Raw genomic sequence first — 25,997 nt, 5'->3', positions numbered from 1 at the left:
TTTTTATTATGATATATCGTTTCTCTATTTCTTGATCCACCATTGATTATCTTTCCTGTCCGATCTCTTCACTCCATTATTCACAGTATAGGCAATGCCAATTCCTAAAGTCTGTTTAAGCTGTGTCTTTTGGATTTGATTATGGTCATAGAGTACATCCACCGTAATATTGGAAGAAATATATTTGTTGATTTTTAAATTGACAACTGCTCCATAAGCGAGCACAAGTCTATCCGGATGATCTAGGTAATTTGAAAATATCGATGCAGTATTAGTCAGATTAATATTCTCCATAAGCTTAATTTTGTAGACAGCATTCCCTAAAAAACCAAATTGCAGAAGAGAGCTGTCGCCATCTGCTTTTAAACCATAATTCCCTGCTTTCTGAAGGTCAGGATCCAGAACAAACGTCCATCTTGCATTGACCGGGCGCAATGTTACCGTCAGATTATCATCTGGTCTGTAGGTAACCCCCAAACCCATGTTAAAATATCCCGGAGCCATGAAATTAGAGATTTTCTTTGCTTGCGGGTTATTCCCGTCTTCATACCCTGCTGAAAATTGAGACTGTAAGCTTGCCCCGGAAGAAATATACCAGCTTTTAGAAAACTGTCTTCCATAGTTGGTAGAAATATTGAGAACATCCTGTGTCTTTCTTGTTCCCACTCCTTTTGTATTATTCTGTCCATAACCCATGATAATAATGTTTTCCCATAGGTCCTTATCTTTTTCATAAGTAAGATTATAATCGATACCTGCAAGCCAGCCAACATTGTTGGCTCCTCCACCAACCCAATTTGAAAAAGCGGCCTGATTGAACATTAATGTATTTTTACCTAAAACCGACCAATGTTTAACAGTGTCTACAACGATTGAATCTTTTTTTATGTCCTGAGCATTTACAAAAAACTGCATTGAAATACCGACAAGCAATAAAAACTTCTTCATATAATAAAAAATTTTTCAATTACAAAAGTATAAAATATAATTTGTGTGAACCCATAATTTATAAAGCAGGTAGCCTGTTTTGTTCACAAATTATCCTTTAACATACGAAAACCGAGCCACTTTCAGGCAATCAAATCTTTTATATTCCTTTAAAATTTAAATCTTGATAAAAATCATTACCTTTTGTCGTAAAAAAAACTTCGTATCTGGAAATCATCGCCAAAATTTCCGAAATTTATTATTGGCTTTTGATTTGACATTATCTCTTCATGTTTAAAAACGCAATTTCCAGAAAAGCTATCATAAATCCACTGCTGATGCTTTCAGCAATGTGGCTGGGGTACTTTTTACAGACACAGGGCTTTTTTCAAAGCTGTTTTGGAGCTATTATACCTCTGCTACCTGAAGGCTTGCTTGGAATAATTACGTCTCCCCTTCTGCATGGAAATATGGATCATATCATTAGCAATTCAATTCCGATCGCCGTATTGATGTTTCTTCTATATCAGTTTTACCCGTTAGTGGCTAATAAAGTATTTGTCATAGGCTGGCTTGCAACAGGTTTGCTGTTATGGTTACTTCCGCCCATAGATATTCTTACAGGAGAATATATGTACACATGTACAATTGGGGCGAGCGGTATTGTATACGTTCTAGCTTTTTTCCTCTTTTTCAGCGGGGTCTTCAAATGGAATATGAAGCTTCTCACCATTTCTTTACTGGTCGTACTTTATTATGGCAGTTTAGTTTGGGGAATGTTTCCGGAGGAACTATTTTACAATCTTCAGGAACCGAGTAAAATATCATGGCAAGCCCATCTATCGGGAGCAGTTGTAGGAAGTATTATTGCATTTGCATTTAAAAACATAGGAGAAAAAAAGAAAAGATATATCTGGGAATTCCCCAATTATTATAGCGAAAAAGATGACAAACTTTGGCAGGAATATAAAGAAAATCACCCTGAAGACTTTTTAGAACTGCCGTACAAAAAAAGAGATGATATCTGGGATCATTTGGATGAATTAAGAAAAAAATAAAACTTAATTTGTTACATTTGGATAAAAAGCACACATGATATCCGAAGAACATCTTTATTCAATCGCATTACGCGAATGTAACCTCATTGGTGACATTAATCTTTCTAAACTCACAAAAGCATTCGGGAGCGCTAAAAACGCCTGGGAACAAGCCAAAAAAGAATATAAAAAGCTGGATGGATTTGGTCACAAAATCGTATCAGATATTGGCAATTTGTCTCATTTACACTTCGCAGAAAAAGAATTAAAATTTTGCGAGCGTAATGGTATTCAGATCAGGTTAAAACATCTGAAAGAACTTCCTTATTTACTCCATGAATGTGAAGACGCTCCTGCTATTTTATACCAAAAAGGAACCTACAATGAAAACTTACAACCATTAAGTATTGTGGGTACACGTACTATCACATCATATGGGAAACAATTTATAAGTGACTTTTTTCATGAAGCCCAATCCTACAATTTTGTTTCGGTCAGTGGCCTGGCTTTGGGAGCAGATAAGGAAGTTCATGAGCAATCCCTGCTTCATAAAATCCCTACGATTGGTGTTCTAGCCCATGGCTTCCATACTTTATATCCGTCCAAAAATAAGAAACTGGCTGACAGAATAATTAATGAAGGAGGGGCTCTTTTTACAGAATTTAATTCTTCCAGGAAACCCGACAGAGAAAATTTCATTCAGAGAAATAGGATTATTGCGGGTTTGTCTCCTGCTACAATTGTGGTAGAAACCGCTTTTGGGGGAGGATCTGTAAGTACAGCAACTTTTGCAAACGGCTACAACAGGGATGTTTTTGCTCTCCCGGGAAAAGTCACGGATCAACATAGCCAAGGTTGCAATCAGCTAATTTCTCAAAATAAAGCAGCAATAATTTCTACAATAAAAGATCTTATTTATACCCTTGGTTTTAACAAGCCGAAGGAAAAAATGGAAGAACTTTTCCCTTATTCTTCCACAAGCATACAACTAACTGATAATCAAAATTTAATCTATAAATTTATCCTAAAGAATCCACAAATAAATTTAGATGATCTAGCCCAGCAAATTACGCTTCCGACACACAAAATTTTGCCCATAATTTTGGAATTAGAGCTTTTAGGGAAAGTGAAATCACTTTCCGGGAGAGAATTTGTGGCAATTTGAAATTTAACTATTTCTTAATATTGCATTATTTCACAAATAACATTTAATTTTTAATAAAATTTAACTACTAATTATTAATTTAATAATATTTTCCCTCATAATTATTAAATTTTCAATAATCATCAATTAAGGTGTTGTGAATCTTGAAAAAAAAATTAAATTTGTTGGCAATAATATTCAACCTTAATATATGGAACAATATAATATTGACCAGAAAATCCAGGAGTTTATTGCAAAAATTGAGGCAAAAAACCCTAACGAGCCAGAATTTTTACAAGCCGTAAAAGAAGTTGCAGTTACTGTTATCCCATTTATCGCTACAAAGAAGGAATATACAGGAATGAAGCTTCTAGAAAGAATGGCTGAAGCTGAAAGAATTATTATTTTCAGAGTTCCATGGGTTGATGACAAAGGAGAGATCCAGGTAAACAGAGGTTTCAGAATTCAGATGAACTCTGCAATCGGACCATACAAAGGAGGAATTCGTTTCCATCCGACAGTAAATTTATCTGTTCTTAAGTTTTTAGCTTTTGAACAAGTTTTCAAAAACTCATTAACTACTCTTCCAATGGGAGGTGGTAAAGGAGGTTCTGACTTTGATCCACAAGGAAAATCAGATATGGAAGTAATGCGTTTCTGCCAGGCTTTCATGACTGAATTATGCAAGCATATTGGTCCTGAAACTGACGTTCCAGCCGGAGATATTGGGGTAGGATCAAGAGAAATCGGATACCTTTTCGGACAATATAAGAAAATCAGAAATGAATTTACCGGTGTTCTTACTGGTAAAGGACTTGCTTATGGAGGTTCATTGATCCGTCCTGAAGCTACGGGATATGGTGTTGTGTATTTTGCTGAGCAAATGCTGAAAACCATTGGCCAAACTTTTAAAGACAAAATAGTTTCTGTTTCAGGTTTTGGTAATGTAGCGTGGGGAGTAATTAAAAAAGTATCTGAATTAGGAGGAAAAGTGGTTACCATTTCAGGTCCTGACGGATACATTTATGATAAAGACGGTATTGAAGGAGATAAAATCGATTACTTATTGGAATTGAGAGCTTCCGGTAATAACAGAGCTGAGGATTATGCTAAAAAATATCCATCTGCTGTATTCCATGCAGGGAAACGTCCTTGGGAAGTGAAGTGTGATGTGGCAATCCCTTCTGCAACCCAAAACGAATTAGATTTCGAAGATGCTAAAATATTGGTTGAAAACGGAGTTTTATGTGTAACTGAAGCTGCTAATATGCCTTCAACATTAGAAGCCATCAATTATTTCTTAGACAGCAAAGTATTATTCTCTCCTGGAAAAGCATCTAACGCCGGTGGTGTGGCTACTTCAGGATTAGAAATGACTCAAAACTCAATTCGTTTGAACTGGACTTCTGAAGAAGTAGATGCAAGATTAAAGGAAATCATGATTGGAATCCATAAAGCTTGTAGAGACTACGGAAAAGAGGAAGATGGCTATGTAAACTATGTAAAAGGGGCAAATATTGCCGGCTTTGTAAAGGTTGCAGAAGCAATGTTAGCTCAGGGAGTTGTGTAAGATAAAAATATAAAGGTTGGGAATCTTCCCGGCCTTTTTTCTTATAGCCTGTTCCCGGGGATAATGGGAAAAAAGTAAAAAGTGAAAGGAAAAAGCATTGATATATTCAATGCTTTTTTTATGTAAAAAAACATACAAGATAACCGAATCTCCCATCATCATTTGGTAGGGAATAATATGCTCCCAGACATTTTATGCTCAAAAAAAATCCTGAAATATATAATTTCAGGATCTTCATTTCAACTTTTTAACAATTTATTTCGACTTTTTCTTCTTAGCCTTCTTCTCTTCTTTAGTCGCTTCAGAAGGTTTTGTTGCCTCAACAACAGTTTCAGTACTAACACTTGTTGTTCCATCAGTCATTTTAGTTGGGTTGGCCGAAGTATCAACAGTAGTGGTTGTACCTGTACTTAATGTTTGATTCGGTGTAGTCGTATTGGAATTAGACTGCATCGTTTGTGGAGTTGTCTGGGTTGTAGTCTGATTAGGATCAACCTTCTTCTGTGTCTCAGTCTGAGCTGATACAGCAATCATTCCTACTAAAGAAAATGCTGCTGTGAAAATTAACTTTTTCATATTCTAATATTTTAAATGGGTGTTTAGTATTTCTAGAACGCCATTTATTTTATTAAATTATATGTAAAGGTCTTATTTAACGTACTTTATATTATTTTAAGATGAATTTTGATTATAGGTTATTTTCCTAAATTTTTCATAATCCGCTCCACAAATTCAAACGCAGCCGGACAAATAACAGTATTTTTTACCATTAACGAATTAATCTGATAAATCTTCTTTCTATCCGTATGAGGATATTCCCTACAGGCTTTAGGTCTCACTTCATATATCGAGCACGTATTATCATCATTCAGAAAAAAGCAGGGTAAGTTTTGTAGTACCTTATCATTATCCTCATCTATCCTCAGGAATTTTGATTCAAAATCTGCAGGCTTCATTCGAAGATGCTTAGCAATGCGCTCAATATCCTTCTCTGTATATAAAGGCCCGGTAGTTTTACAGCAATTTGCACATTGAAGACAATCCACTTTCTCAAATACCTCTTCATGGGTTTCCTGAACAACATAATCAAGATTTTTGGGCGGCTTTTTCTTTAATCCGTCCAGAAATCTCTTATGCTCCTTTTGCTTTTGTAAAGCTTGTTTTCTGTATAATTCTATATCCATTATTCTTTTTCCCCGGTAAAAACAGGAAGATCTGCTTTTTGGTATTCATTAATCTTATCCAGATCCAGAATTGTCGACTGATTATCCTTATTCGGATAATACATTGGGACAAACTTGGCTCCATAAATAATTTCCCCTGTCACATAAGATGACCTTTGAACCACAGTATTGGAAAAAACTTCGTCAAAAGCACGAACCTGAACAATAATCTCTATATCAATATTTTTAAAATCCTCTTCCGAAAAGCTATAGAAAGGAGAATCCTCATTGATGATATGGACAACAGTCCAATTCAAAGCTAAAGTACTTATTTTACTCAATCGGGTTTCCAGCCTGTAGAAGTTGCTTTTAGGGACTCCATCTTCAATAACTTCAATTGCTGCAGATACAATAACATCTGCGTCAGTAAGTGCATTATTTTTATAAGGAGCCAGCCTGAACATCAGCGCAGTAACTCCCTGAAATGGCGAAATAACTGCTATATCAGAAAATCGCAAATAAGCTCGGGGCCTTGAAAACCTTCCATAAAATAAACCCGTTGCAATTGCAAAGGTAAGCAATCCCAGAAAAGCCTCAAATGTAGCCACTAAACTCGCTAAAAACCCCACCGGAGCTATTCTTCCATATCCAACTGTAGTAAAGGTCTGTGAACTGAAAAAAAACACATCAATAAACTCATTTACCGGATCGCTCTTATCTATCCCTGTTAAATGCTGCACTCCTATGGAATAGTAGATTAATGCAAAAACGATATTAACAAGAATATAAGCGATAACCAAATAAGACAGGAAACGGAATGTAGATAAATTCAGCATGGTATGATACCAACTCAACCGGTTAAAAACATTAACCCCTTTTCTCTTAACATTTGGCAGACCGTCTTTATTAATAAACCGTCCGGAGGCATTGCTTCCAAAACCACTGCTATCTGTATCTTTCTGGCGAATCTTTCGCCTAAATCCTCCTGCCATCTTTATAGATCATTTTCTTTTTACTGATGCAACTCATCACATCGTTGCAAAGATAAAATATTGTTTTCATGAAATTTATCAAGTCGATGATTGAATTTGTCAATTGATTTTAAATTAACTTTGAGTTATGAAAAAGCTTGAATCAAGAGAAGATATAGAACTATTAGTCAATTCGTTTTATCAAAAGGTAATTCAGGATGAGACCATTGGGTTTTTCTTTAAAGACATCATTAAAGTAGACTGGGATAAACACCTTACTAAGATGTATTCTTTCTGGGAAACGATTCTTTTTGGCCAGATGAGCTATAAAGGAAATCCAATGGCCGTTCACTTTCCCATCAACGAACTTCATGCAATGGAAAAAAAACACTTCGACCAGTGGCTCTTCCTTTGGAAAAGCACAATTGAAGAGCTTTTCATCGGTGAAAGTGCGGACATGGCCATCTACAAATCTGAAAACATCGCAAAACTTATGTCCTATAAAATGGAAATGGCGAGAAAATTAAATTAAGGAACGATTACAGTAAAAATATAAGCCGCCAGGTTTACCAATAAAACAGTTCCGTATAAAATATTGGTTTTCCCTCTGCTTAATGAGAGCATAACGATAAATACCGATAAAGAAAGCAAAATAATATCCTTTCTATCCAGTCCTAATACAAAAGGTATGTCATACATGATACAAACTATAGACACAGCAGGAATGGTTAATCCAATACTAGCCAGCGCAGAACCTAAAGCGAGATTAACGCTTGATTGTATTTGATTATTTCTGGCTGCCCTGATCGCCGCAACTCCTTCCGGAAGCAAAACCACAGCTGCAATAATTACTCCAACCAAAGATTTTGGCGCTCCAACACTCTGAACCATATTTTCGATGGTCGCAGAAAGCCCTTTCGCCATTAAGACAACAATAATCAGACAGATAACAAGAAATACAAAACTGATAAGAGTCGCTATTTTTGAAGGGATGTAATGTGAATCCGGATCATCTGATGTAATAATGAAATAGTTCCTGTGCCTCACTGTCTGAACCATAAGAAATACACCATAAATAACAAGACAGGCAATTGAAACAAAGATCAGTTGGGCCGTATTATAAAAAGGTCCGTTTACACTTGAAGTAAAGTTGGGAAGAATAAGAGTAAGCGCCAATATAGACACAATACTTACCAGATAGGTTGTAGCAGAAGTTCTCGCAAAAAATTGCTCATAATACTTTACTCCACCTACTAAAATACATATCCCCAATATTCCGTTCAGAATAATCATTACAGCCGCAAAAACAGTATCCCTTGCCAGCGTTACCGCCTGATCTCCTCCTGCTATCATTAAAGAAATAATTAACGCCACTTCAATAATGGTAATACAAAGAGCAAGAATAATTGTCCCGAATGGCTCTCCTACTTTATGGGCTACCACTTCCGCATGATGAACAGCCGAAAGCACACTTCCTGTAAGTAAAATTCCTGCTATTACTTCATAAATGACACCGTTTGCCATCAGACCGGAAAAGTAATACCCTACAGCTAAAACCGGGAAAATAAAGGTATAATGTAAAAGTTCTTTTAATTTCATAAGTGTTTACAAAATACAAAAAATCAATGAAGATTAGAATATTAAAAGAAAAGATTAATGATATTTTAATGACACCAAAGATTGAAATCCTGATAATCAGTTAGCATATGCAATAAAAGTCCGATGCCAATAATTCTTATATTTCCTTTAAAAAAAAGCATCAAAAAGTACACCGCAATTGCATAGTAAGAATGTAAAAAATGGAATCCTATACTGTTTCTGTCAGGATCAAATATGGGATTAGCAAACAGATGATCCAGATCAACTAACATGGTAGCTAGGAGTATCAGGTAAGTTCTTTTCCAGTGATCCCTATAAAATATATATGCTATCAAAACAGGAAATACCAGGTGTAAAAAATAATGTGTTCCTGTTTTCCAAAATAAACAATCCATTAGATCCTTCCTTTTAAATAATCCTGTCGTAGCTCCTCATCCAGTTTTTCAATAGCATACCTCAGGCAGGTCCTGGGCATTTCCTTATAGTACTTATTGAGATAGGTAACTAATTCTCCTTCATTTTTATTTCCCATCTCTCTTAATAACCAGCCATTTGCTTTATGCATAAGATCATGCGTATGGCTCAGATTCGTCGTTACAAATTCCTTTGTCAGATGAAAAAAGCCTTTTTTAATGTAATGCATTGTTCCAACTACGGCTATTCTTTTATGCCACATTTCATCAGAATGAGAAAGATCCCTTAAAAGGTGTTCTTGTTGATTTTCAAAAGCATACCTCCCTAATATTTTATAGCAACTTGAATCCACCAAGTCCCAATTATTAATGTATGGCAGATTTTTAAGATAAAAATCTACAATTTCTTTTTTCTCCTCTGCCACCTTTGTTTTTTCAAATTTACTGATCAGCATAAATAATGCAGTCAATCGATATTCGTGAAAACCGGATGCAAGCAGAACACCGAGCTCTTTCAAAGAGATTTTGGAATAGTATTCTTTCGCTACAATTCTCTGATCAGGAACTTTTACACCTAAAAAAATATCTCCTTCACCATATTCCCCCTTTCCTGTTTTAAAAAATTTCGGGAAGAATTCCGCTTTTTCGGGAATTGATAAAACAGCAAGTGCTTCCTGTATTTCTTTGACTACGTTACTCATAACAATCAATCAATTAAACATCTTTATCTAAAGCAATGCTTCCCTGTTCCAATTCTTCTTTTGCAATCTTTTTAGGATTTGCAACCTTAGCAATGGTAAGTCCCTGTACTACAATAGAAAATACTACCACACAATAAGTAATACTTAAAATAATATTGCTATACTCACTTTTAGGAATAGACATTGCCAGCGCAATAGAAACTCCGCCACGAATTCCACCCCAAAACAGCACTTTTATCGTTTGGGGACTAAACCTTGTCCGGAAGGACATAAATTTTGTAGGTCCCCATATTGAAATAAATCTTGCTACCAACACAACAATAATTGCAATAATCCCTGGAATAATAAAGTGATTCAGATCCTTTATCATGAGCAGCTCAAAACCTATAAATAAGAAAAGTACAGCGTTCAATATTTCATCAATTAACTCCCAGAATTTAATAAGATAATCCTGAGTAATTGATTTCATTTTGAATCTTACGTTAAAATTCCCCATAAATAATCCGGCAGCAACCATGGTGAGAGGGCCTGAAATATGCATCTGTCTTGCGATGAGGTATCCGCCCATGACCACAGAAAGGGTAACCAAAACTGAAATAATATAATCATCAACCTCACGCATTAGTCTTGAAGTAATCCAACCTAACAAAACACCCAATAACAATCCCCCTCCAGCTTCTTTAAGCAGTAACAGTCCAATACTTTCCACTCCTAAATCTACTTCTTTCCCGACAGCTAACTGCAGTACTACAGTAAAAACAACAACCGCCATACCATCATTGAAAAGAGATTCTCCCGCAACCTTAGTCTCTAAAGATTTAGAAACTTTTGCCTGCTTCAACACACTCAGAACAGCCACGGGATCAGTAGGAGATATCAGAGCCCCGAAAACAAGACAATAGATAAAAGGAAGTTTGATCCCCACTAAAGGCAGCAGGTAAAACATTCCGAATCCTACGATAAAAGTAGAAATGACAACCCCTGCCGTGGAGAAAATAAGAACGGGCCTGAATTGTTCTTTAAGGTCATTAATATTAATATGAATTCCTCCTGCAAATAATAGAAAATTAAGCATTGCGCCCATTAACACTTCAGTGAAGTCTATGCTGTTCATCAATTTATGAAGATGCCCAAAAGTTCTTGGCAATACAGTTTCACCAAATAAAACCAGGAAAATTGAAACCACAATGGCAATTACCATGATCCCGATAGTACTGGGAAGTTTGAGAAATCTGTAATTAAGATATGCGAATATGGATGCTAAAACTATTAACGCTGAAAATGAATAATATAATTCCACTAAGTTATTTTTTAATTAAAAGTCCAAATAAAGGACTTTGATATATATTTTGTTATTTTCTTTTTCCCATAAGTCAATAATGCCTTCTTTTACTGTTTTTGAACTTTTTGTATAGCCTTCTCCGATATTGAGAATATTCAGGAAAATATATTCGTCCCCCACAGAATTGACCTGATAGGCAGTCTTTTCGGTCTTTCCATCTCCCGAATTTTTGATTGCGTCGGCAAGTAATCGAAGCTGTGCGAGATGATGAGTAAAATTACTTACATCTTTTTTAGAATCATAAGCACGCAGCAAAATCAGCAGTACATCCATATTGGTCGGATCCTTACCATATAAAATCTTACCCAATCTTATGCAATCATCGAAATTATTATTCTTAAATGCTTCAGCCAGACTTATAAAATCATTATCTGAAGTATTTAGTTTATTTGATTCGAAATTTCTACCGTAGTACAAATACTGAGCTTCTATACTATCCAATGACTTTGGAATCCCTTTGTACTTGAAAATCAGTTTATCATAATTATAAAGTGATTCGGGATTTTTAAGGTTTTTCTCTATACTTTTAAAATCAATTTTCGATTTTTGACCGAAGCCTAAAACCGAAATATTCAGCAGCAAAAGGAAGATGTAATATTTCATTAATTGTTGTTTTCATCTTCCTCGTCGTTATCGAAATACTCAAACAGGAAGTCATTATATGGAAATCTTGAAATATGGATTTTCATGACTTCATCATAGATCAATTTCTTCATCTCCGGAAAATTCTCTTTTGTCAAAGCCGAGATAAATACCGTTGGATATTTAGATTTTGCCATCCAGGTCTTTTTCCATTCTTCAAGGGAAACATTCTTTCTTGTTGACGGCGTCAGATCATCTTCATCCTTCTTCTCATAGCTGAAGTCATCAATCTTATTGAAAACCATAATCATGGGTTTCTGATGAGCATTAATTTCCATCAAAACATGATTAACAGATTCTATATGATCTTCAAAACTTTCATGAGAGATATCTACGACATGGATCAGCAAATCTGCTTCCCGCACCTCATCCAAGGTTGATTTAAAGGATTCAACCAACTGGGTCGGTAATTTTCTGATAAATCCTACAGTATCGGTAAGTAAAAACGGAAGATTCCCGATAACCACTTTTCTGACAGTGGTATCTAATGTTGCAAATAGTTTATTTTCTGCAAAAACTTCAGATTTTGAAAGGGAATTCATCAGAGTAGATTTACCTACATTGGTATACCCTACCAACGCAGCCCGAACAACCTTCCCGCGATTATTACGCTGAGTAGCCATCTGCTTGTCTATCGTCTTTAGCTTATCTTTCAGTAAAGTGATCCTGTCCCGGATAATACGACGGTCAGTTTCAATTTCAGTTTCACCCGGACCTCTCATTCCGATCCCTCCTTTCTGACGTTCCAAGTGGGTCCACATCCTCGTTAATCGAGGTAAGAGATATTGGTACTGTGCCAGTTCCACCTGGGTTCTAGCGTAAGAAGTTTGTGCTCGTTGTGCAAAAATATCGAGAATAAGATTGGTTCGGTCAAGAATCTTCACCTCCATTTCTCTTTCCAGGTTTTTAAGCTGGGATGGAGAGAGTTCATCATCGAAAATTACTGTTCCTATCTCGTTTTCTTTTACATATTCTTTTATTTCAAGTGCCTTTCCACTTCCAATGAAGGTTTTGGAGTCCGGCTGAGTTAATTTTTGAGTGAAGCGCTTTTGTACCGTTGCTCCTGCTGTGAAAGCTAAAAATTCTAATTCATCCATATACTCTATCAGCTTTTCTTCATCCTGATTTTGAGTAATAACACCTACTAAAACAGCTTTCTCGTAATTATGTTCTTTCTTTTCTAGCATTAAGTTCTATCTATGTTTGTGAGTTTTACAAGATACCCTTTTTAGGGATAAAAAGCAAAACGATTTTTAAGACAATCTGAAATTTTAATGTTAATTTAAGCTTTAAATACTATTAATTTGCGGAAAAATAATAATCAACAAATGCTTTTTTTATTACTTTCAAACATTAAACCTTACAAATCCATTAAAACAAAAATAGTACCCGAATGACCGTTTAGAGTATCATTCTGATCATAAAACGATTTTTCATTATATTGAGTCTTCAATTTCAGCTTTAAAACAATATTGTATGGCCAGCCAATCAGAAAAAGATTTTACAAAAAAAACAATGAAATTGAGCATCCTGGACCAATCTCCTGTTGTATTGGGAGAGCATACGCAGGATACCCTTCTTAACAGCATTGAACTGGCCCAATGGGCAGAGCATCTTGGTTATGAAAGCATTTTATTCTCCGAACACCATGGAGTTCCTGGTTATGCAAGTTCAAGTCCCGAAATATTAGCCGCTGTTATTTTAGGCAAAACGCAAAAAATAAAAGTTGGAACCGCAGGGATCATGCTCAGAAATTATTCTGCATATAAAATTTCTGAGATCACAAAATTACTAGCGTCAATTTTTCCCGGACGTTTTGTACTGGGATTAGGAAAAGCACCGGGTGGTCTTAAAATATCTTCACTGGCCCTGAACGGCGATAAACTTCCAACAATAAGTAATATCAGCGAAAAACTCCGAGATATCGCAGCCTATATTTCAGATGATACAAGTATTACGCAAGAGCGTTATGGTGATCTGATTGCTCAGCCTCAAAACCTTCAACATATGCCAGAAGTATGGTGGCTGGGCTCAGGGAATAATTCGGCAAAGGAAGCTGCAAAAAACGGATTAGGATATTCCTTCTCTCATTTTTTGATGGACAACAAGCAAAATGAAAGCACGGAAATCTATAGAAATGAATTTAAGCGTGGTAATCTGAGCAAAACACCTCATTTACAAATTGCCGTTTCAGTTTCAGTCGCTGAAAATTACGACACCGCAAAAAGAAATGCCTTATCCATGGCTTACCAGTTTCTTGAAGCACGCAGAGGCCTAGCTCCTTCCCCATTATTACATCCGGATGATATAGAAGAAAAAATGTTAAGTCCTACAGTAAATGATGATTTAAAAAAAATCCTGAAGAATATAATTATTGCCACTCCTGACACAATTCATAAACATCTCTTTGAAATTACAACATTTTACCAAACCAATAATCTGATTATCCTAAGCAATATTTACGATAAAGAATCCCGTTTCAAAAATTTTGAATGGATTAGCAATTGTGATGTATAAAGCCACCACCGTTCACCACTTTGTGATTATTATTCCAAATCACGCATTTTAATATTAAAATAAACACAAAACACTAAAAACCAAAATAATTTTAATAACTTTATAAGGAGATTCTTGTTTTATTTACATTGATCTATAAAAACTAATTAACATCCGGAGAATCATGATTGCCAATATTAAATGTATGATTATTGATGATGATGAACTGGACAGGCTGGTTCTTCAACATCATATCAATCAGTATGATAACATAGAAATTGTTGCATCTTTTGATTCAGCCGAAAAAGCAATTCCATACCTTGATCTACCAGTAGACGTCCTGTTTATTGAAACCAAACTCCCCGGAATGAGCGGAATTGAATTCTGTAAATTAGCCTATAAAATCCCTATTTGTATTTTCATGAGTTCCCACTGTGAGTTTGCTGCCGAGGCTTTCGAACTGGATATACTCGACTTTATTAAAAAACCTTTAAAAACCGATCGTATTCATCATTCGTTACAAAAACTTTTGGATTTTCTTGAAATGAAGGAAAAGAGTGAATGTCTTGATATTTTACTTGGTGAAAATACGATTAAAATCAAAGAAGGGAGTACAATTCTACAAATCAAAATAACAGATATTCTTTATCTGGAGGCATTAAAAGATTACACCAGAATTGTAACTTCTGAAAAAAAACATTGTATTCTCGATTCCCTTGGAAATCTTCTTCATCAAAACCACTTCGATTCTTTTGTAAGAATACACCGCAGCTATGCCGTTCCAAAATATCTTATCCGAAGTAAAACTTCTCACGAAGTGGAACTTACCCATAAGATTAAGCTTCCCATAGGAAGAAGTTATAAAGATAATCTGGCATTTTTCAACATGCCCAATTAAAGTATTCCTTTATTTCTTTTTCGGATTGTCATTTGTCGATTTTTCGTGTCGTTTATCTATTTTCCCAATATCAGCATCCGGGATGTGGTAATTTAGTCTTCTGAAATTCATTAACCCGAATTTATAAACTACTAACCAAAAAAAACTCACATGAAAAGAACATTTATTTCCGGCTTCCTTTTCATATTGTTTATTGTAACCGGACAGCTTAAAGCTCAATCAGCTGTTTTAACTACAGGAACAACTGTCTCAGGAGGTAATGGCTCCATTTCTTATAGTGTCGGCCAGGTCACTTATCTCTCTAAGGGAAGCGGATTCCAGGTTATGGAAGGAGTACAGCAAGCTTTTGAAATTACGACCCTTGGCACCCATGAAACGTCATCTGCAGAGGACGGTATTTTACTCTATCCTAATCCCTTTAGAGATTATCTATATCTGGATTTTACAGTAAACAGCTATAAGAACTCAGATTATCAATTATTCGATGCACAAGGTAAGTTGATCAGGAGTGAAAAAATTATGCAGACAAAATCTGAATTTAATTTTTCTTCTCTTCCATCTGCCATGTACATTATAAGAATTAATCAGGATGGTAAAAACATTAAAACATTCAAAATCATAAAAAAATAACTACCATGAAAAAAAATCTACTCATACTAGGGCTTATACTGGGCTGTTTTTTAGCCTTTGGACAAGTACCTGAAAAAATGAGCTATCAGGCCGTTATCCGAAATCTTTCGGGACAACTGACCATCAATCAGAGTATTGCAGTAAAAGTAAGTGTTCTTCAAGGCTCAGCCGCAGGCCCAGTGGTATACTCAGAAAGGTTGACCGGAAATACCAATGCCAATGGTTTAATCAGCCTTGAAATAGGTACAGGAACTGTTCTTACTGGGACATTTGCCGCGATTAACTGGACCACTGGAAATTATTATTTGAAAACAGAAACAGATCCGTCAGGAGGAACCAGCTATACGATATCAGGCACCAGCCAACTTCTCAGCGTTCCTTATGCAATGTACGCAAAATCTGCAGGAGGCGGTGGCGGAAGTTTTACCCTTCCATATTCAGCTACCGTAAATAGCACAGCCAGTCTTTTTGCTTTAACCAATGATGGTGATGGAGCAGCCATTGAAGGCACCAACAATACAACAACTTCAAGTATCGCTTCAATAAGGGGTGTTGTAACCAGTACTTCTGCCGGTGGATTTTCTTCGGGAGTCCGGGGAATCAATAATGGCACAGGAGGATTAGGAGTGGGGGTCTGGGGCAGTCAGAACGGAAGCGGATGGGGAGTATATGGAGTTACCCCTAATGGACTGGGTGTTTATGGAAATGCATCGGGAAATGGATACGGTGTATATGCAAACAGCAACGCAGGAACAGGACTTGCCGCAATAAGTACAAACGGGGTTGCTGCTAATATTTCAATAACTAATAATTCCAATGCCAACAGCGCGATTATTGCCTCAACCGCGGGTAACGGAACGGTTGTCAATATTTCTACGACAGGAACCGGTGCGGGATTGAGAAGTACTTCAGGAGCTGGTTTTGCCCTACATGGGATTACAAGCCAAGTATCCTCTGCAGGTGTTGTAGGTGATAACAACGGCAACGGAGAAGCCGTGGTCGGAAGAACAACTAGTGATATAGCTGGTGCTGTAGTCGGAAGAAATGATGGTGGAGGATATGGCGTGAGGGGGTTTATTGCAACAAATAGTACCGGAACAGCGATAGGTGTTTTAGGCCAGGTTGGACTCAACAACAGTAAAGGTAAAGCTGGCCGATTCGAAAATTTCAATCAAACCAATGAAAATAATACACTTGAAATCGAAACCAACGGAAATGGAAATATTCCTGATAACACACAAGGAAATGCTTCTTCATTCCTCGTTAACAATACCAATAGTGTCGCCGCTGCCGTAAGAGGTGAAGTAAAAACCATATTCGGCAATTTTGGAGCTGCCGGTGTTTTTGGAATATCCTCAGGGACCGGAGGTTTCGCAGGCTTATTCCATGCTTCTAATACGGCCGGAAACGGTCCCGCCTTGGTGGCACTCACCGATGGAAATGGAAATGCAATCACTGCCAATGCCGGCAAAAACGGTAATGGTGTGGAAACAAATATTGATGGAAACGGAAATGCTTTATACGCATGGGTTCCATCTTTTGCAACTGGGCGTGCCGGTAGATTTGAAATTTTCAATGAAGACAATGATACCGAAGTAATCTCTGTGAAAACTGTTGGTAATGGTACTGCAGGAAACTTCAAGGTGGATCGCACAACCGGTACCTCACCGGCAGTAAAAGGTGAAGTGAATTCCATTTTTGCTAATTTCGGTACTGCAGGTATTTTTGGTCTTTCATCAGGAACCGGTGGCTATGGAGGCTTATTTTATTCATCAAATGCCAGTGGAAATGGGCCGGCTGTATTAGCCCTTACGGAAGGGAATGGAAACGGGATTACCGCCAATGCGGGTGGTAGCGGCGATGGTATAGAAGCATCATGCGACGGAACAGGTAATGCGATCTCAGGTTTTATTCCCAATTTTGGAACAGGTAAGGCCGGTAGATTTGCTAATTTTAATAATGCCAACGGACAACCTGTTGTACACATAACCACTACTGGTACCGGCTCCACACTTCTTGTCAATCATCAGGGCCCATCTGGTAATATTTCTGTCTATCAAAGTGCATCAGTTAATGTTGCCCGGATCAATAAAGCAGGAAGAGGCTTTTTTAATGGCGGAACACAAAACAGCGGTGCGGACGTTGCAGAAGCATTTGATGTGGAAGGAAATGTTTCTGAATATGAGCCCGGCGACATTTTAGTGATTTCAACAGACTCTGACAGAACGATAGAAAAGTCCTCAAAGCCCTACTCTACACTTGTAGCAGGAGTTTATGCAACCAAACCCGGGGTTTTATTGACTGAAGAAAATATCGATGCAGATCTGTCCGGAAAAGTTCCCATGGGAGTTATCGGAGTGATCCCAACAAAGGTTTGTCTTGAAGGAGGAAAAATTAAAAGAGGAGACCTTTTAGTAACCTCTTCAAAACCAGGAGTTGCCATGAAAGCAAATCTCAAAAAAGTCAGAATTGGACAGGTAATCGGAAAAGCTCTCCAGGATTACAATCAGAATGAAACGGCAAAAATTAAAGTACTAGTAAACATTAAATAAAAAATTATGAAATCATTATATACCATCGCATTACTATTATCAGGACTAAGTATGTATGCCCAGGAAAATAAAACTTCTGAGCCGCAGGATCAGGCCCTTATTTTAAAAAATGCAAAGGAACAGGAAGCTAAGCTCATTAAAGATTATGAGCAGTATAATAAAAACAATCCTCCACACAGCGGGCTGGTATCAGATTATGGACTTGAAGTTAAAAAACAAAATCTAAAACCTAAAAACACATCGGACAATTCAGGAAAATTACTTCCCAATACAGCTAGTTTTGATGAGGTCTTAGCAACAATTCCTAACCGGCGTTCACGTAAAGCAAGTCAACCTATTAATAAGAAAATAACCGTTACGGGACTTTCTAATACGGCAACACTTGAAGAAATAAAAAAAACTATTCCTAGAAACTAATAACCGAAAGAAGTCCGCTAATTAGCGGACTTCTTTTATCTGTACATTTTTCAAAAAATTACTGTTAATCCCAATCTGAAGCAACAAACTTCATCACTATCCCTTTATCATCATACAAAGTAAGAAAATGACCTTCCACTGAATACCGCGTAATCCTTTCAAAGCTATTAACAAACGCTCGCTCAAGTTTCATATTCTGACAAGCCATCATTGTACTTCCAACTCCGGAAATCTTCATTTTCCCATTTTTTCTGAACTCTCCGGTAAAAAACATTTTATTACACCCCATGAATGCCCCTCCACGAATCTTTTCTCCTTCCATTGCTCCTGTAAGATTAATTCCCGCGCGGCTTTTAACCATTTCTTCTTTATCAAATTTCCCAAAAGATATAAGCATCCATTCCCTTTGAACTGATGGGTTTTTACCCGGAACTGATGAACAATTAATCATCATTCCTAAAAACAAAACTCCTAAAAGATTTATAAATATTTTTTTCATGCAGCCTATCCTTCCATTTTCATACCAATCACGGCCGGAATATCGTAAAAATTAGTAAATTAGCGACACAAAATTATTTTATAAAATGAAAAGACTATTTCTACTATTCACTTTTTTATTGGGCTTTGCCCAGATGAGAGCGGATGAAGGTATGTGGCTGCTAATGCTCATTAAAAGATTAAATGGTGTTGACATGCAAAAAGAAGGTTTGCATTTAACTCCAGAAGAAATTTATTCCGTAAACAATTCTAGTTTAAAAGATGCTATTGTAAGTTTTGGAGGCTTCTGTACCGGTGAAATTGTTTCTGATAAAGGACTGATTTTCACAAACCACCACTGTGGTTATGGTGCTGTTGCAGCAGCTTCTACTCCGGAAAAAGACTATCTGAAGAATGGATTCTGGGCCATGAAGCAAAAAGACGAATTCAATGCTAAAGATCTATATGTTAGATTCTTAGTGAGAATGGATGATGCTTCGCAAAGAATCAATGCTAAGCTGAACAACAAAATGACTGGCGAAGAAAGAAAAGCTGTAATTGATGCTGAAACTAAAGCTATTCAGGCTGAGAATTCTGAAAACGGGAAGTATACAGTAGTAGTAAAAGATTTCTTCAATGGAAACGAGTTTTATTATTTCGTTTATCAGGATTATAAAGATATAAGATTGGTAGGTGCACCTCCTTCATCATTGGGTAAATTTGGAGGTGATACTGATAACTGGGAATGGCCTAGACACACAGCAGATTTTACGGTTTTCAGAGTGTATGCTGATGCAGCAGGAAACCCTGCTGAGTACTCTCCAAGCAATACCCCTTTAAAGCCTAAACATTTCCTGCCGGTTTCTCTTAAAGGAATTAAGCCTGGAGATTTCTCTATGATCCTTGGTTACCCAGGCAGAACAAACCGTTATTTAACTTCTTATGGAATTCAACAAATGGTAGATAAGGACTATCCGGCTTGGGTAGAAGCTTCTAAATTAGCAATGGATGTGATGAAGAAGTACATGGATAAAGACAAGGCGACTCAGATTAATTATGCTTCTCAATATGCATCAGTAGCAAATTACTGGAAAAACAGACAAGGAACTATCGATGCTGTTATCAAAAACGGGACAATCACCGATAAGCAGAAAACTGAAGCTAATTTCAAGCAATGGGCTTTACAACCGGCAAATATAGAATATGACGGAGTTTTAGATGATATCTCAATCTATTATAAACAAGTTTCTAATAGAAATGTTGAAAGAAATTATGCTACCCAACTCTATAGAAATGCTAAATACATCAGTCTTGCTTCTCAAGTAGGCTCTGTACTTAAGTCATATGCTGAACAAGATATGGCAGGAAGATTAGCAATGAAACCAAAAGTTGAAGCTGCGGTAAAAGCTGCTTATGAAAACTTTAATACTAAGTTAGAAGGAGAAATGCTTAATTCAATGGTTGGTCTTTATCAGTCAAGAGTAGATAAAGATGTAGCATCTCCAACTATTATGGCATTAGATTCTAAAAATCTTTCGAACGTTGCTTATTCATCTATTTTTGCTAATAAAACCTCTGTAACTAACTTTATTTTAAATCCGGATCGTTTAAAGCTAGACGCTGATCCACTTTTAAAAATAGCTAACGGGGTCACTACAGATCAAAGGTTATCTTCTGAAAAATTCTCTAAAATTGATGATAATTTTGCTAAAAACAACCGTATATTCTTAGCTGGTTTAATGAAATCCATGCCTGAGAAAAAGTTCTATCCGGACGCTAACTCTACTATGAGATTAACATACGGAACTGTTGATAAATTACCTATCAGAACAGACAGAAACTACTTCGGTGTTACAGATAACTATTATACTGACATGACCGGTTTGGTAGGAAAATACAAAAAAGGAGATGAAGAATTTGATCTTCCTCAAAGAGTAATCGATCTTTACAACATGAAGGACTTCGGTCAATATGCTGATGCTGCCGGTTATATGCCAGTTAATTTCCTTTCTAATAATGATATTACAGGTGGAAACTCCGGGTCTCCGGTAATCGATGGTGACGGTAACCTTATAGGGATCGCATTTGATGGAAACAGTGAAGCTTTAAGTGGTGATATTGTTTTTGAACAAGAATGGCAAAAAACAATCAACGTTGATGTACGTTTTGTTCTTTGGACTATCGATAAGTATGCTGGTGCAAGAAGATTAATCGACGAGTTGAAGCTGGTTAGAAGTGAAAACACTCCAGCTGACACTAAAACCCGTCCTGCAAAAGCTGAACATGTAAAATCTACCAAAAAGAATAAATAATCTTTTTTTTAAATTTTAAAAGCCGTGAGATTCTCTCACGGCTTTTTTTATATCGTTTAATGAAATAAATACGTGATTGAGTTACCCCTCTGCACCATAAAATTTTGTGATTTTTACGCCGTTTTATAGAATAAAGACAATACGAGATCGTTACAAATAAGATGACGGAGTTAAATTTTCAGCAATAATATGCAGTGCTAAAAAAAGATTATTTAAGAAAAATAAAAACAGTTAATTTATTTTAAAATGAAAATTTTATTAAAAAATAGCAAAATGTAAATATTTATTTACTATTTTTGATTTCATTACGCAGTGATATAAGGTTTTTATAACAGAAAATTTTATTATTATTACACAATGAAAAGAATTAGTCTATTTTTTTTAAGCTAAATTTAAGTTTTAAGACTTATCTTTAAGTTGTTAAAAAAAATATATTGTTATGAACTTAAAATTAATTTTATCCGGGATCGCATTGCTGACACTTTTGGTAGCATGTGATGACAGAAGTAATGAAGACGCTCCCGCCTTACAATCGGAAGGCACAAAAGCAGATTTAAAAGCGGCAAAAAATGTAAAAATCGTTAGCGATACCGTAACAAAACCAGTAGAAAAACCAAATGAGCCAGATTCAAAAGATGGAACAAACAACAGTACCGCCGACACAATCGACCCGACAAAGCCGGATAGGCCTAAGTAAGCTGATTATTCAGATTACGATGTCTGCATTCGTGTTGATTTCGGCGATCTTACCTTTTCTGAATAATATTGTGGGTTATTTTATTGATGTTAATGTCCAGCTGGCAAATAATGCCGGCGAAAGGCGTTTGGATTTAGATTCAGCAATCTATTTTCTATCAATCCCATCGTGCATAATCCTCCTTGCATTAGGAGGATTATTCAAAGCTCATAGATATACCTTCTATGTGGTTTTTGTTTCCGGATATTTTCACTTAGCGACCTATATTAAGTTTATATTTTTCAATAAGAATATAATTTCCGGATATGCTGATATAGCGATTATCGCCATTATTGCTATAATTGTTTATCTTATCTATCGATTAGACAACTATTATAGAGAAATAAATGTTATTGATAAATTTAATAATAGTACCTTAGAAAGGTTTTCTTCCATATTATACAAACGTAACGATATCACAAAAAATGAGTAATCACAGAGAAAGTTTAAAAATTCTTGTTGCTCTTAGTGATAAACTTTGGGAGGACTACATTGCGGAAATTTTGTCCGAAGAGCAATATCTTGAGAAAATGCGATTGGTAAAAAAAGAGATCAATAATGGATTTATTGGTACCATGCAGGATTTGGAAGTCTTTACTAACGAACTCGGCTACCTCATTCTTAATACCCGAACTAAAACATTATTATCAGGATCTGAAAAAATCATCGTAAACAAGAACTAGATTACTTTGATCTTGATTCTTTTTCCTCGACCTGAGCTAAAATTCTTTCCAAATATTTGCTTTGCTTAGCGATAGAGGCTTCCAGTTTCTTTTCCATTTTCGATATCTGGTTCTGGATGAACAGCAAGCTTTTATCCTGTGTGTTGTATTGGGCATAAATATTAGCTAATAGGTCACCTATATCTTCATTAAAATCTTTACTCTTCAACATATGATCAGGTTGTAATTCTTGTTCTTCAACCTCATATACTTTCTCTGAACTACTTAAATCTAGTACCCCCTCTCCTTTTATAAGCCAATGTAAGTGAGCATTCAGCTCCGGATACACCTCTAAAACTTTAACAACCTTATCAATACCAAGGTCACTTTTTAGTCCTGCTCCTTTGAAATTAGAAGCAGACATACCTGTTTCCCTGTAAAAAGACTCCTTTTTAATGCTCTTTTCCTCCAAATAAAATAGGATTCTTTCTTTTATGGTTGTTATTTTGTCCATTTTATTTTATTTTGGTCTAAATTTTGACTATATTTGTGCAAAGATATAAAACAAAATTAAAATAAAATTCTAAAAACATGAAAAATTTCGTTGAACCATCACATGCTTACTACAAACATTTTGAAGCATCTGAATCTTTCCGTCAATTTAAACCTTCTTCCATAACAAAAACTAAAACCATGAACAACAAACACAATATTCGTCGAAACTCAGCGAATGAGTTATATAATGTTTATTCAGTTGCTCAGGATTTACACGACTATAAGGAGGAATACCAATTTACAGAAGGGATTAATGATATGATTAATTTTGAAGACTGTTTGTGGCTATTTGATCTTATACTGGAAGAGCAGCCTCATTCCGATTCCGAAACTCAAATATGGACATTAAAAAGAGTTCTTCCCCATTCCTTTACACTTACATGCAAAAATAAAGCAGGTCAAAAATTAGCCGAGATTAAGAATATTGAGGCAAGTTTTTATTTTGATGATCTTATTGTAATAAAAAAAGATAAATTATTCTGTTTACCGGTTGAAGAGAACATTTACTAAACATACAGATTTTGCATATCAGTATGATGCATTTACAATATAAAAAAATGATGAAGGCTTTTACCCCATATAAGTCCACATCAAACATTCCAAAACTCCCGATCCAAACTTCTGTATTGTATGGCTTCAGAAATATGATGTGAGAAAATATTTTCAGATTCATCAAGATCTGCAATTGTCCGTGCAACCTTCAGAATTCTGTCATACGCTCTTGCGGACAGACCCAGCTTGTCCATCGCTTGTTTTATCAGAGCAAATGAAACCTCATCTAAAGCACAAAATTGCTCAATTTGTCGCGAGCCCATTTGCGCATTGTAACTAATTTCTAAATCTTGATATCTGGCCTGTTGGATTTCTCTGGCTTTCAGTACCCTTGCTCTGATCGTTTCACTTTTTTCACCCTTTCTCTTTTCAGTTAATTGCTCAAATTCAACTTTTTGGATTTCTATGTGGATATCAATACGATCTAAAAGAGGGCCTGATAGTTTATTCATATAACGCTGCATTTCCGCAAGGGATGAAGTATTATTAGGATCATCCGGGAAGTATCCGCTAGGACTTGGATTCATCGATGCAATAAGCATAAAGCTCGAGGGATAGTTTACTGTAAACTTTGCCCTTGAAATGGTAACCTCACGATCTTCTAAGGGCTGTCGCATCACTTCAAGCACTGTTCTTTTGAACTCAGGCATTTCATCAAGGAATAAAACACCATTATGTGCGAGGGATATCTCTCCTGGCTGTGGATAGCTTCCCCCACCGACCAAGGCTATATCCGATATCGTATGATGAGGTGATCTGAAAGGACGAATGGTCATTAAAGAAGTTTCAGCACCTATTTTCCCGGCAACGGAATGTATTTTTGTTGTTTCTAAAGCCTCCTTTAAAGTTAGTGGAGGTAAAATACTGGGAACTCTTTTTGCCAGCATTGTCTTTCCGCTTCCGGGTGGACCTATCAAAATTATATTATGCCCTCCTGCTGCGGCAACTTCCATTGCCCTCTTTGCCGTTTCCTGCCCTTTTACTTCTGAAAAATCAAAAGGAAACTGATTTACTTTTTCCTGGAATTCTTTTTTTATATCCAAAACGACCTTTTCAATAGGTATTCCTTCATTAAAAAAATCAATCACCTCTTTGATATTACTGACTCCGTAAACATCAATCCCTTCCACCACAGCAGCTTCTCTGGTATTTTGTATGGGTAAAATAATCCCTTTAAAACCTTCTTCCTTTGCCTGGATTGCGATGGGCAAAATTCCTTTAATGGGCTGCAAACTCCCATCCAATGAAAGTTCTCCCATAATGAGATAATTGTGGATATTTTCAGCAAGAATTTGGTCTGATGCAGCTAAAATCCCTATCGCAATACTTAAATCATAAGCGGAACCTTCTTTTCGAAGATCTGCGGGAGCCATATTAATTGTAATTTTTTTTCCGGGAATCTTGAAACCGACGTTTCTTAAAGCAGCAGAAATCCTATAGCTGCTTTCTTTGATTGCATTGTCGGGGAGACCTACTAAATGATAACCAACTCCTCCCGTATCAATATTAACTTCAATAGTAATCGTTTGTGCTGCAACTCCATGAATTGCACTTCCATAAATTTTAATCAGCATAAGTGTGTTTTAATGTAAATATATCATTTTTTATAAATGAATGAAATATCAATCATTAAAAACCCTGGAAAGAATCACTCTGTTGTATTTCTCACCTGTCTTTAGTGACGTCAACCCACTTTTTAAAGCCTGAGAAAATCTCCAGTTCAGAAATTGAGAGTTTTATAGCTGAGTTAGCACTTCCACAAGCCGGATACACATACTCAAACTCTTTAAGTGAAATATCCAGAAAAACAGACACTTGCGAATTGACACCAAAAGGACAAACACCACCAACAGGATGTCCTACCAAAGGTTCCACATCTTCAAAAGCAAGCATCTTTGCCTTTAATCCAAATTCATCTTTAAACTTTTTATTATCAATCTTCCGGTACCCTGCGGCTACAATCAAAATAACATCATTATTCTCATTGTACAATGAAATAGATTTTGCTATTTTATTTCCACTAATGTTCAATGCTGCAGCAGCCAGCTCCACAGTGGCACTGGAGGTATCAAATATCATCACTTCGGAATCCTTATTCCATTTTTTCAAGTGAAGCTTTGCTTTTTCTATTCCCATTTTATGATCAACAAATGCTAATTACATCTTGTTAAATATAATTCATTTCTTCCAAAAAAAGAAGG

At 36.2% G+C, this 25,997-nt stretch carries 28 protein-coding genes; 14 read left to right on the top strand and 14 right to left on the bottom strand.

Going from position 1 to position 25,997, the window contains the following annotated elements:
• Nucleotides 1–24: 24 nt before the first annotated feature.
• On the bottom strand, nucleotides 25–948 hold the full coding sequence (locus tag G9C87_RS13460; protein ID WP_172281978.1) for a DUF3078 domain-containing protein: 924 nt from the start codon (nucleotides 946–948) through the stop codon (nucleotides 25–27).
• Between the two features lie 269 nt (nucleotides 949–1,217).
• Here G9C87_RS13460 and G9C87_RS13455 point away from each other — a divergent pair, with 269 nt between their 5' ends.
• The 3 genes from G9C87_RS13455 to gdhA all read left to right on the top strand — a co-directional run bounded on the left by G9C87_RS13455 (nucleotide 1,218) and on the right by gdhA (nucleotide 4,678).
• Nucleotides 1,218–1,985 (top strand): rhomboid family intramembrane serine protease, encoded by a 768-nt coding sequence (locus G9C87_RS13455; protein ID WP_172281976.1) that lies wholly within the window; start codon nucleotides 1,218–1,220, stop codon nucleotides 1,983–1,985.
• A 34-nt stretch (nucleotides 1,986–2,019) separates the two neighbouring features.
• Nucleotides 2,020–3,129: a DNA-processing protein DprA gene (gene dprA / locus G9C87_RS13450; RefSeq protein WP_172281966.1), complete on the top strand. Its 1,110-nt coding sequence runs from the start codon at nucleotides 2,020–2,022 to the stop codon at nucleotides 3,127–3,129.
• Between the two features lie 190 nt (nucleotides 3,130–3,319).
• Nucleotides 3,320–4,678 (top strand): NADP-specific glutamate dehydrogenase, encoded by a 1,359-nt coding sequence (gene gdhA / locus G9C87_RS13445; RefSeq protein ID WP_172281957.1) that lies wholly within the window; start codon nucleotides 3,320–3,322, stop codon nucleotides 4,676–4,678.
• Between the two features lie 255 nt (nucleotides 4,679–4,933).
• Here the strand turns inward: gdhA and G9C87_RS13440 are convergent, their stop codons facing one another.
• The 3 genes from G9C87_RS13440 to G9C87_RS13430 all read right to left on the bottom strand — a co-directional run bounded on the left by G9C87_RS13440 (nucleotide 4,934) and on the right by G9C87_RS13430 (nucleotide 6,833).
• Nucleotides 4,934–5,254 (bottom strand): hypothetical protein, encoded by a 321-nt coding sequence (locus tag G9C87_RS13440; RefSeq protein WP_172281955.1) that lies wholly within the window; start codon nucleotides 5,252–5,254, stop codon nucleotides 4,934–4,936.
• A 119-nt stretch (nucleotides 5,255–5,373) separates the two neighbouring features.
• Nucleotides 5,374–5,862: a YkgJ family cysteine cluster protein gene (locus G9C87_RS13435; RefSeq protein ID WP_172281953.1), complete on the bottom strand. Its 489-nt coding sequence runs from the start codon at nucleotides 5,860–5,862 to the stop codon at nucleotides 5,374–5,376.
• Nucleotides 5,862–6,833 (bottom strand): ion channel, encoded by a 972-nt coding sequence (locus tag G9C87_RS13430; RefSeq protein WP_172281951.1) that lies wholly within the window; start codon nucleotides 6,831–6,833, stop codon nucleotides 5,862–5,864. Before G9C87_RS13430 ends, G9C87_RS13435 begins: the two co-directional genes overlap by 1 nt.
• A gap of 127 nt (nucleotides 6,834–6,960) precedes the next feature.
• On the opposite strand from G9C87_RS13430, the gene G9C87_RS13425 reads away from it, so the two are divergent.
• Entirely contained in the window at nucleotides 6,961–7,344 is a 384-nt protein-coding gene (locus G9C87_RS13425; protein WP_172281949.1) for a group III truncated hemoglobin, read from the top strand.
• Here the strand turns inward: G9C87_RS13425 and G9C87_RS13420 are convergent.
• The 6 genes from G9C87_RS13420 to hflX all read right to left on the bottom strand — a co-directional run bounded on the left by G9C87_RS13420 (nucleotide 7,341) and on the right by hflX (nucleotide 12,696).
• Nucleotides 7,341–8,411: a calcium:proton antiporter gene (locus G9C87_RS13420; protein ID WP_172281947.1), complete on the bottom strand. Its 1,071-nt coding sequence runs from the start codon at nucleotides 8,409–8,411 to the stop codon at nucleotides 7,341–7,343. The two genes, G9C87_RS13425 and G9C87_RS13420, sit on opposite strands and share 4 nt — an antisense overlap.
• A 65-nt stretch (nucleotides 8,412–8,476) precedes the next feature.
• The gene (locus G9C87_RS13415; protein WP_172281945.1) at nucleotides 8,477–8,806 is read right to left on the bottom strand and encodes a DUF6122 family protein; all 330 of its coding nucleotides are present in this window, start codon (nucleotides 8,804–8,806) and stop codon (nucleotides 8,477–8,479) included.
• Nucleotides 8,806–9,525 carry a DNA alkylation repair protein gene (locus G9C87_RS13410; protein ID WP_172281943.1) on the bottom strand — a complete coding sequence of 240 codons (720 nt, stop codon included), beginning with the start codon at nucleotides 9,523–9,525 and terminating at the stop codon, nucleotides 8,806–8,808. Before G9C87_RS13410 ends, G9C87_RS13415 begins: the two co-directional genes overlap by 1 nt.
• 13 nt (nucleotides 9,526–9,538) lie before the next feature.
• On the bottom strand, nucleotides 9,539–10,825 hold the full coding sequence (locus G9C87_RS13405; protein WP_172281941.1) for a cation:proton antiporter: 1,287 nt from the start codon (nucleotides 10,823–10,825) through the stop codon (nucleotides 9,539–9,541).
• Between the two features lie 15 nt (nucleotides 10,826–10,840).
• The gene (locus G9C87_RS13400; protein ID WP_172281939.1) at nucleotides 10,841–11,470 is read right to left on the bottom strand and encodes a DUF4919 domain-containing protein; all 630 of its coding nucleotides are present in this window, start codon (nucleotides 11,468–11,470) and stop codon (nucleotides 10,841–10,843) included.
• The gene (hflX, locus tag G9C87_RS13395; protein WP_172281937.1) at nucleotides 11,470–12,696 is read right to left on the bottom strand and encodes a GTPase HflX; all 1,227 of its coding nucleotides are present in this window, start codon (nucleotides 12,694–12,696) and stop codon (nucleotides 11,470–11,472) included. The genes G9C87_RS13400 and hflX overlap by 1 nt, the downstream gene beginning before the upstream one ends.
• A 289-nt stretch (nucleotides 12,697–12,985) precedes the next feature.
• On the opposite strand from hflX, the gene G9C87_RS13390 reads away from it, so the two are divergent.
• The 5 genes from G9C87_RS13390 (at nucleotide 12,986) to G9C87_RS13370 (ending at nucleotide 18,502) form a co-directional block, all read left to right on the top strand.
• Complete coding sequence (locus G9C87_RS13390) at nucleotides 12,986–14,026, top strand: MsnO8 family LLM class oxidoreductase (RefSeq protein WP_228457010.1); 1,041 nt, start codon at nucleotides 12,986–12,988, stop codon at nucleotides 14,024–14,026.
• A gap of 163 nt (nucleotides 14,027–14,189) precedes the next feature.
• Nucleotides 14,190–14,903 (top strand): LytR/AlgR family response regulator transcription factor, encoded by a 714-nt coding sequence (locus G9C87_RS13385; protein WP_172281933.1) that lies wholly within the window; start codon nucleotides 14,190–14,192, stop codon nucleotides 14,901–14,903.
• 150 nt (nucleotides 14,904–15,053) lie between these two features.
• Entirely contained in the window at nucleotides 15,054–15,533 is a 480-nt protein-coding gene (locus tag G9C87_RS13380; RefSeq protein ID WP_172281931.1) for a T9SS type A sorting domain-containing protein, read from the top strand.
• Nucleotides 15,534–15,538: 5 nt separating this feature from the next.
• Nucleotides 15,539–18,085 (top strand): beta strand repeat-containing protein, encoded by a 2,547-nt coding sequence (locus tag G9C87_RS13375; protein WP_172281929.1) that lies wholly within the window; start codon nucleotides 15,539–15,541, stop codon nucleotides 18,083–18,085.
• Nucleotides 18,086–18,091: 6 nt separating this feature from the next.
• The gene (locus tag G9C87_RS13370; RefSeq protein ID WP_172281928.1) at nucleotides 18,092–18,502 is read left to right on the top strand and encodes a hypothetical protein; all 411 of its coding nucleotides are present in this window, start codon (nucleotides 18,092–18,094) and stop codon (nucleotides 18,500–18,502) included.
• A 64-nt stretch (nucleotides 18,503–18,566) separates the two neighbouring features.
• On the opposite strand, the gene G9C87_RS13365 is transcribed toward G9C87_RS13370, so the two are convergent.
• The gene (locus tag G9C87_RS13365; RefSeq protein ID WP_172281926.1) at nucleotides 18,567–19,001 is read right to left on the bottom strand and encodes an META domain-containing protein; all 435 of its coding nucleotides are present in this window, start codon (nucleotides 18,999–19,001) and stop codon (nucleotides 18,567–18,569) included.
• Nucleotides 19,002–19,086: 85 nt separating this feature from the next.
• Between G9C87_RS13365 and G9C87_RS13360 the strand changes: the two genes are divergently transcribed.
• The 4 genes from G9C87_RS13360 (at nucleotide 19,087) to G9C87_RS13345 (ending at nucleotide 22,710) form a co-directional block, all read left to right on the top strand.
• Nucleotides 19,087–21,291: a S46 family peptidase gene (locus G9C87_RS13360; RefSeq protein ID WP_172281924.1), complete on the top strand. Its 2,205-nt coding sequence runs from the start codon at nucleotides 19,087–19,089 to the stop codon at nucleotides 21,289–21,291.
• A 439-nt stretch (nucleotides 21,292–21,730) separates the two neighbouring features.
• Entirely contained in the window at nucleotides 21,731–21,988 is a 258-nt protein-coding gene (locus tag G9C87_RS13355) for a hypothetical protein (RefSeq protein WP_172281922.1), read from the top strand.
• On the top strand, nucleotides 21,927–22,460 hold the full coding sequence (locus tag G9C87_RS13350) for a hypothetical protein (RefSeq protein ID WP_172281920.1): 534 nt from the start codon (nucleotides 21,927–21,929) through the stop codon (nucleotides 22,458–22,460). The genes G9C87_RS13355 and G9C87_RS13350 overlap by 62 nt, the downstream gene beginning before the upstream one ends.
• Nucleotides 22,453–22,710, top strand: a complete 258-nt coding sequence (locus G9C87_RS13345) for a hypothetical protein (RefSeq protein ID WP_172281918.1) — start codon at nucleotides 22,453–22,455, stop codon at nucleotides 22,708–22,710. The genes G9C87_RS13350 and G9C87_RS13345 overlap by 8 nt, the downstream gene beginning before the upstream one ends.
• 1 nt (nucleotide 22,711) lies before the next feature.
• On the opposite strand, the gene G9C87_RS13340 is transcribed toward G9C87_RS13345, so the two are convergent.
• Nucleotides 22,712–23,203, bottom strand: coding sequence for a hypothetical protein (locus tag G9C87_RS13340; RefSeq protein WP_172281916.1), 492 nt, complete (start codon nucleotides 23,201–23,203; stop codon nucleotides 22,712–22,714).
• Nucleotides 23,204–23,280: 77 nt separating this feature from the next.
• Here G9C87_RS13340 and G9C87_RS13335 point away from each other — a divergent pair, with 77 nt between their 5' ends.
• The gene (locus G9C87_RS13335; protein WP_172281914.1) at nucleotides 23,281–23,754 is read left to right on the top strand and encodes a DUF6876 family protein; all 474 of its coding nucleotides are present in this window, start codon (nucleotides 23,281–23,283) and stop codon (nucleotides 23,752–23,754) included.
• An 80-nt stretch (nucleotides 23,755–23,834) separates the two neighbouring features.
• Here the strand turns inward: G9C87_RS13335 and G9C87_RS13330 are convergent, their stop codons facing one another.
• Nucleotides 23,835–25,370 carry a YifB family Mg chelatase-like AAA ATPase gene (locus tag G9C87_RS13330; RefSeq protein ID WP_172281912.1) on the bottom strand — a complete coding sequence of 512 codons (1,536 nt, stop codon included), beginning with the start codon at nucleotides 25,368–25,370 and terminating at the stop codon, nucleotides 23,835–23,837.
• 91 nt (nucleotides 25,371–25,461) lie between these two features.
• Nucleotides 25,462–25,932, bottom strand: coding sequence for a YbaK/EbsC family protein (locus tag G9C87_RS13325; RefSeq protein WP_172281910.1), 471 nt, complete (start codon nucleotides 25,930–25,932; stop codon nucleotides 25,462–25,464).
• Nucleotides 25,933–25,997 lie beyond the last annotated feature (65 nt).

It is taken from the genome of Chryseobacterium sp. LAM-KRS1 (assembly GCF_013184525.1).
Lineage (GTDB): Bacteria > Bacteroidota > Bacteroidia > Flavobacteriales > Weeksellaceae > Chryseobacterium > Chryseobacterium proteolyticum.
The sequence above is the reverse complement of the archived record's forward strand: the minus strand, read 5'-3'. Positions and strand labels throughout refer to the sequence as shown.

Bases quoted from the DNA above. Each gene is read 5' to 3' on its own strand.
- G9C87_RS13460 (WP_172281978.1), bottom strand. From the start codon at position 948: ATGAAGAAGTTTTTATTGCTTGTCGGTATTTCAATGCAGTTTTTTGTA.
- G9C87_RS13455 (WP_172281976.1), top strand. From the start codon at position 1,218: ATGTTTAAAAACGCAATTTCCAGAAAAGCTATCATAAATCCACTGCTG.
- dprA (WP_172281966.1), top strand. From the start codon at position 2,020: ATGATATCCGAAGAACATCTTTATTCAATCGCATTACGCGAATGTAAC.
- gdhA (WP_172281957.1), top strand. From the start codon at position 3,320: ATGGAACAATATAATATTGACCAGAAAATCCAGGAGTTTATTGCAAAA.
- G9C87_RS13440 (WP_172281955.1), bottom strand. From the start codon at position 5,254: ATGAAAAAGTTAATTTTCACAGCAGCATTTTCTTTAGTAGGAATGATT.
- G9C87_RS13435 (WP_172281953.1), bottom strand. From the start codon at position 5,862: ATGGATATAGAATTATACAGAAAACAAGCTTTACAAAAGCAAAAGGAG.
- G9C87_RS13430 (WP_172281951.1), bottom strand. From the start codon at position 6,833: ATGGCAGGAGGATTTAGGCGAAAGATTCGCCAGAAAGATACAGATAGC.
- G9C87_RS13425 (WP_172281949.1), top strand. From the start codon at position 6,961: ATGAAAAAGCTTGAATCAAGAGAAGATATAGAACTATTAGTCAATTCG.
- G9C87_RS13420 (WP_172281947.1), bottom strand. From the start codon at position 8,411: ATGAAATTAAAAGAACTTTTACATTATACCTTTATTTTCCCGGTTTTA.
- G9C87_RS13415 (WP_172281945.1), bottom strand. From the start codon at position 8,806: ATGGATTGTTTATTTTGGAAAACAGGAACACATTATTTTTTACACCTG.
- G9C87_RS13410 (WP_172281943.1), bottom strand. From the start codon at position 9,525: ATGAGTAACGTAGTCAAAGAAATACAGGAAGCACTTGCTGTTTTATCA.
- G9C87_RS13400 (WP_172281939.1), bottom strand. From the start codon at position 11,470: ATGAAATATTACATCTTCCTTTTGCTGCTGAATATTTCGGTTTTAGGC.
- hflX (WP_172281937.1), bottom strand. From the start codon at position 12,696: ATGCTAGAAAAGAAAGAACATAATTACGAGAAAGCTGTTTTAGTAGGT.
- G9C87_RS13390 (WP_228457010.1), top strand. From the start codon at position 12,986: ATGGCCAGCCAATCAGAAAAAGATTTTACAAAAAAAACAATGAAATTG.
- G9C87_RS13385 (WP_172281933.1), top strand. From the start codon at position 14,190: ATGATTGCCAATATTAAATGTATGATTATTGATGATGATGAACTGGAC.
- G9C87_RS13380 (WP_172281931.1), top strand. From the start codon at position 15,054: ATGAAAAGAACATTTATTTCCGGCTTCCTTTTCATATTGTTTATTGTA.
- G9C87_RS13375 (WP_172281929.1), top strand. From the start codon at position 15,539: ATGAAAAAAAATCTACTCATACTAGGGCTTATACTGGGCTGTTTTTTA.
- G9C87_RS13370 (WP_172281928.1), top strand. From the start codon at position 18,092: ATGAAATCATTATATACCATCGCATTACTATTATCAGGACTAAGTATG.
- G9C87_RS13365 (WP_172281926.1), bottom strand. From the start codon at position 19,001: ATGAAAAAAATATTTATAAATCTTTTAGGAGTTTTGTTTTTAGGAATG.
- G9C87_RS13360 (WP_172281924.1), top strand. From the start codon at position 19,087: ATGAAAAGACTATTTCTACTATTCACTTTTTTATTGGGCTTTGCCCAG.
- G9C87_RS13355 (WP_172281922.1), top strand. From the start codon at position 21,731: ATGAACTTAAAATTAATTTTATCCGGGATCGCATTGCTGACACTTTTG.
- G9C87_RS13350 (WP_172281920.1), top strand. From the start codon at position 21,927: ATGGAACAAACAACAGTACCGCCGACACAATCGACCCGACAAAGCCGG.
- G9C87_RS13345 (WP_172281918.1), top strand. From the start codon at position 22,453: ATGAGTAATCACAGAGAAAGTTTAAAAATTCTTGTTGCTCTTAGTGAT.
- G9C87_RS13340 (WP_172281916.1), bottom strand. From the start codon at position 23,203: ATGGACAAAATAACAACCATAAAAGAAAGAATCCTATTTTATTTGGAG.
- G9C87_RS13335 (WP_172281914.1), top strand. From the start codon at position 23,281: ATGAAAAATTTCGTTGAACCATCACATGCTTACTACAAACATTTTGAA.
- G9C87_RS13330 (WP_172281912.1), bottom strand. From the start codon at position 25,370: ATGCTGATTAAAATTTATGGAAGTGCAATTCATGGAGTTGCAGCACAA.
- G9C87_RS13325 (WP_172281910.1), bottom strand. From the start codon at position 25,932: ATGGGAATAGAAAAAGCAAAGCTTCACTTGAAAAAATGGAATAAGGAT.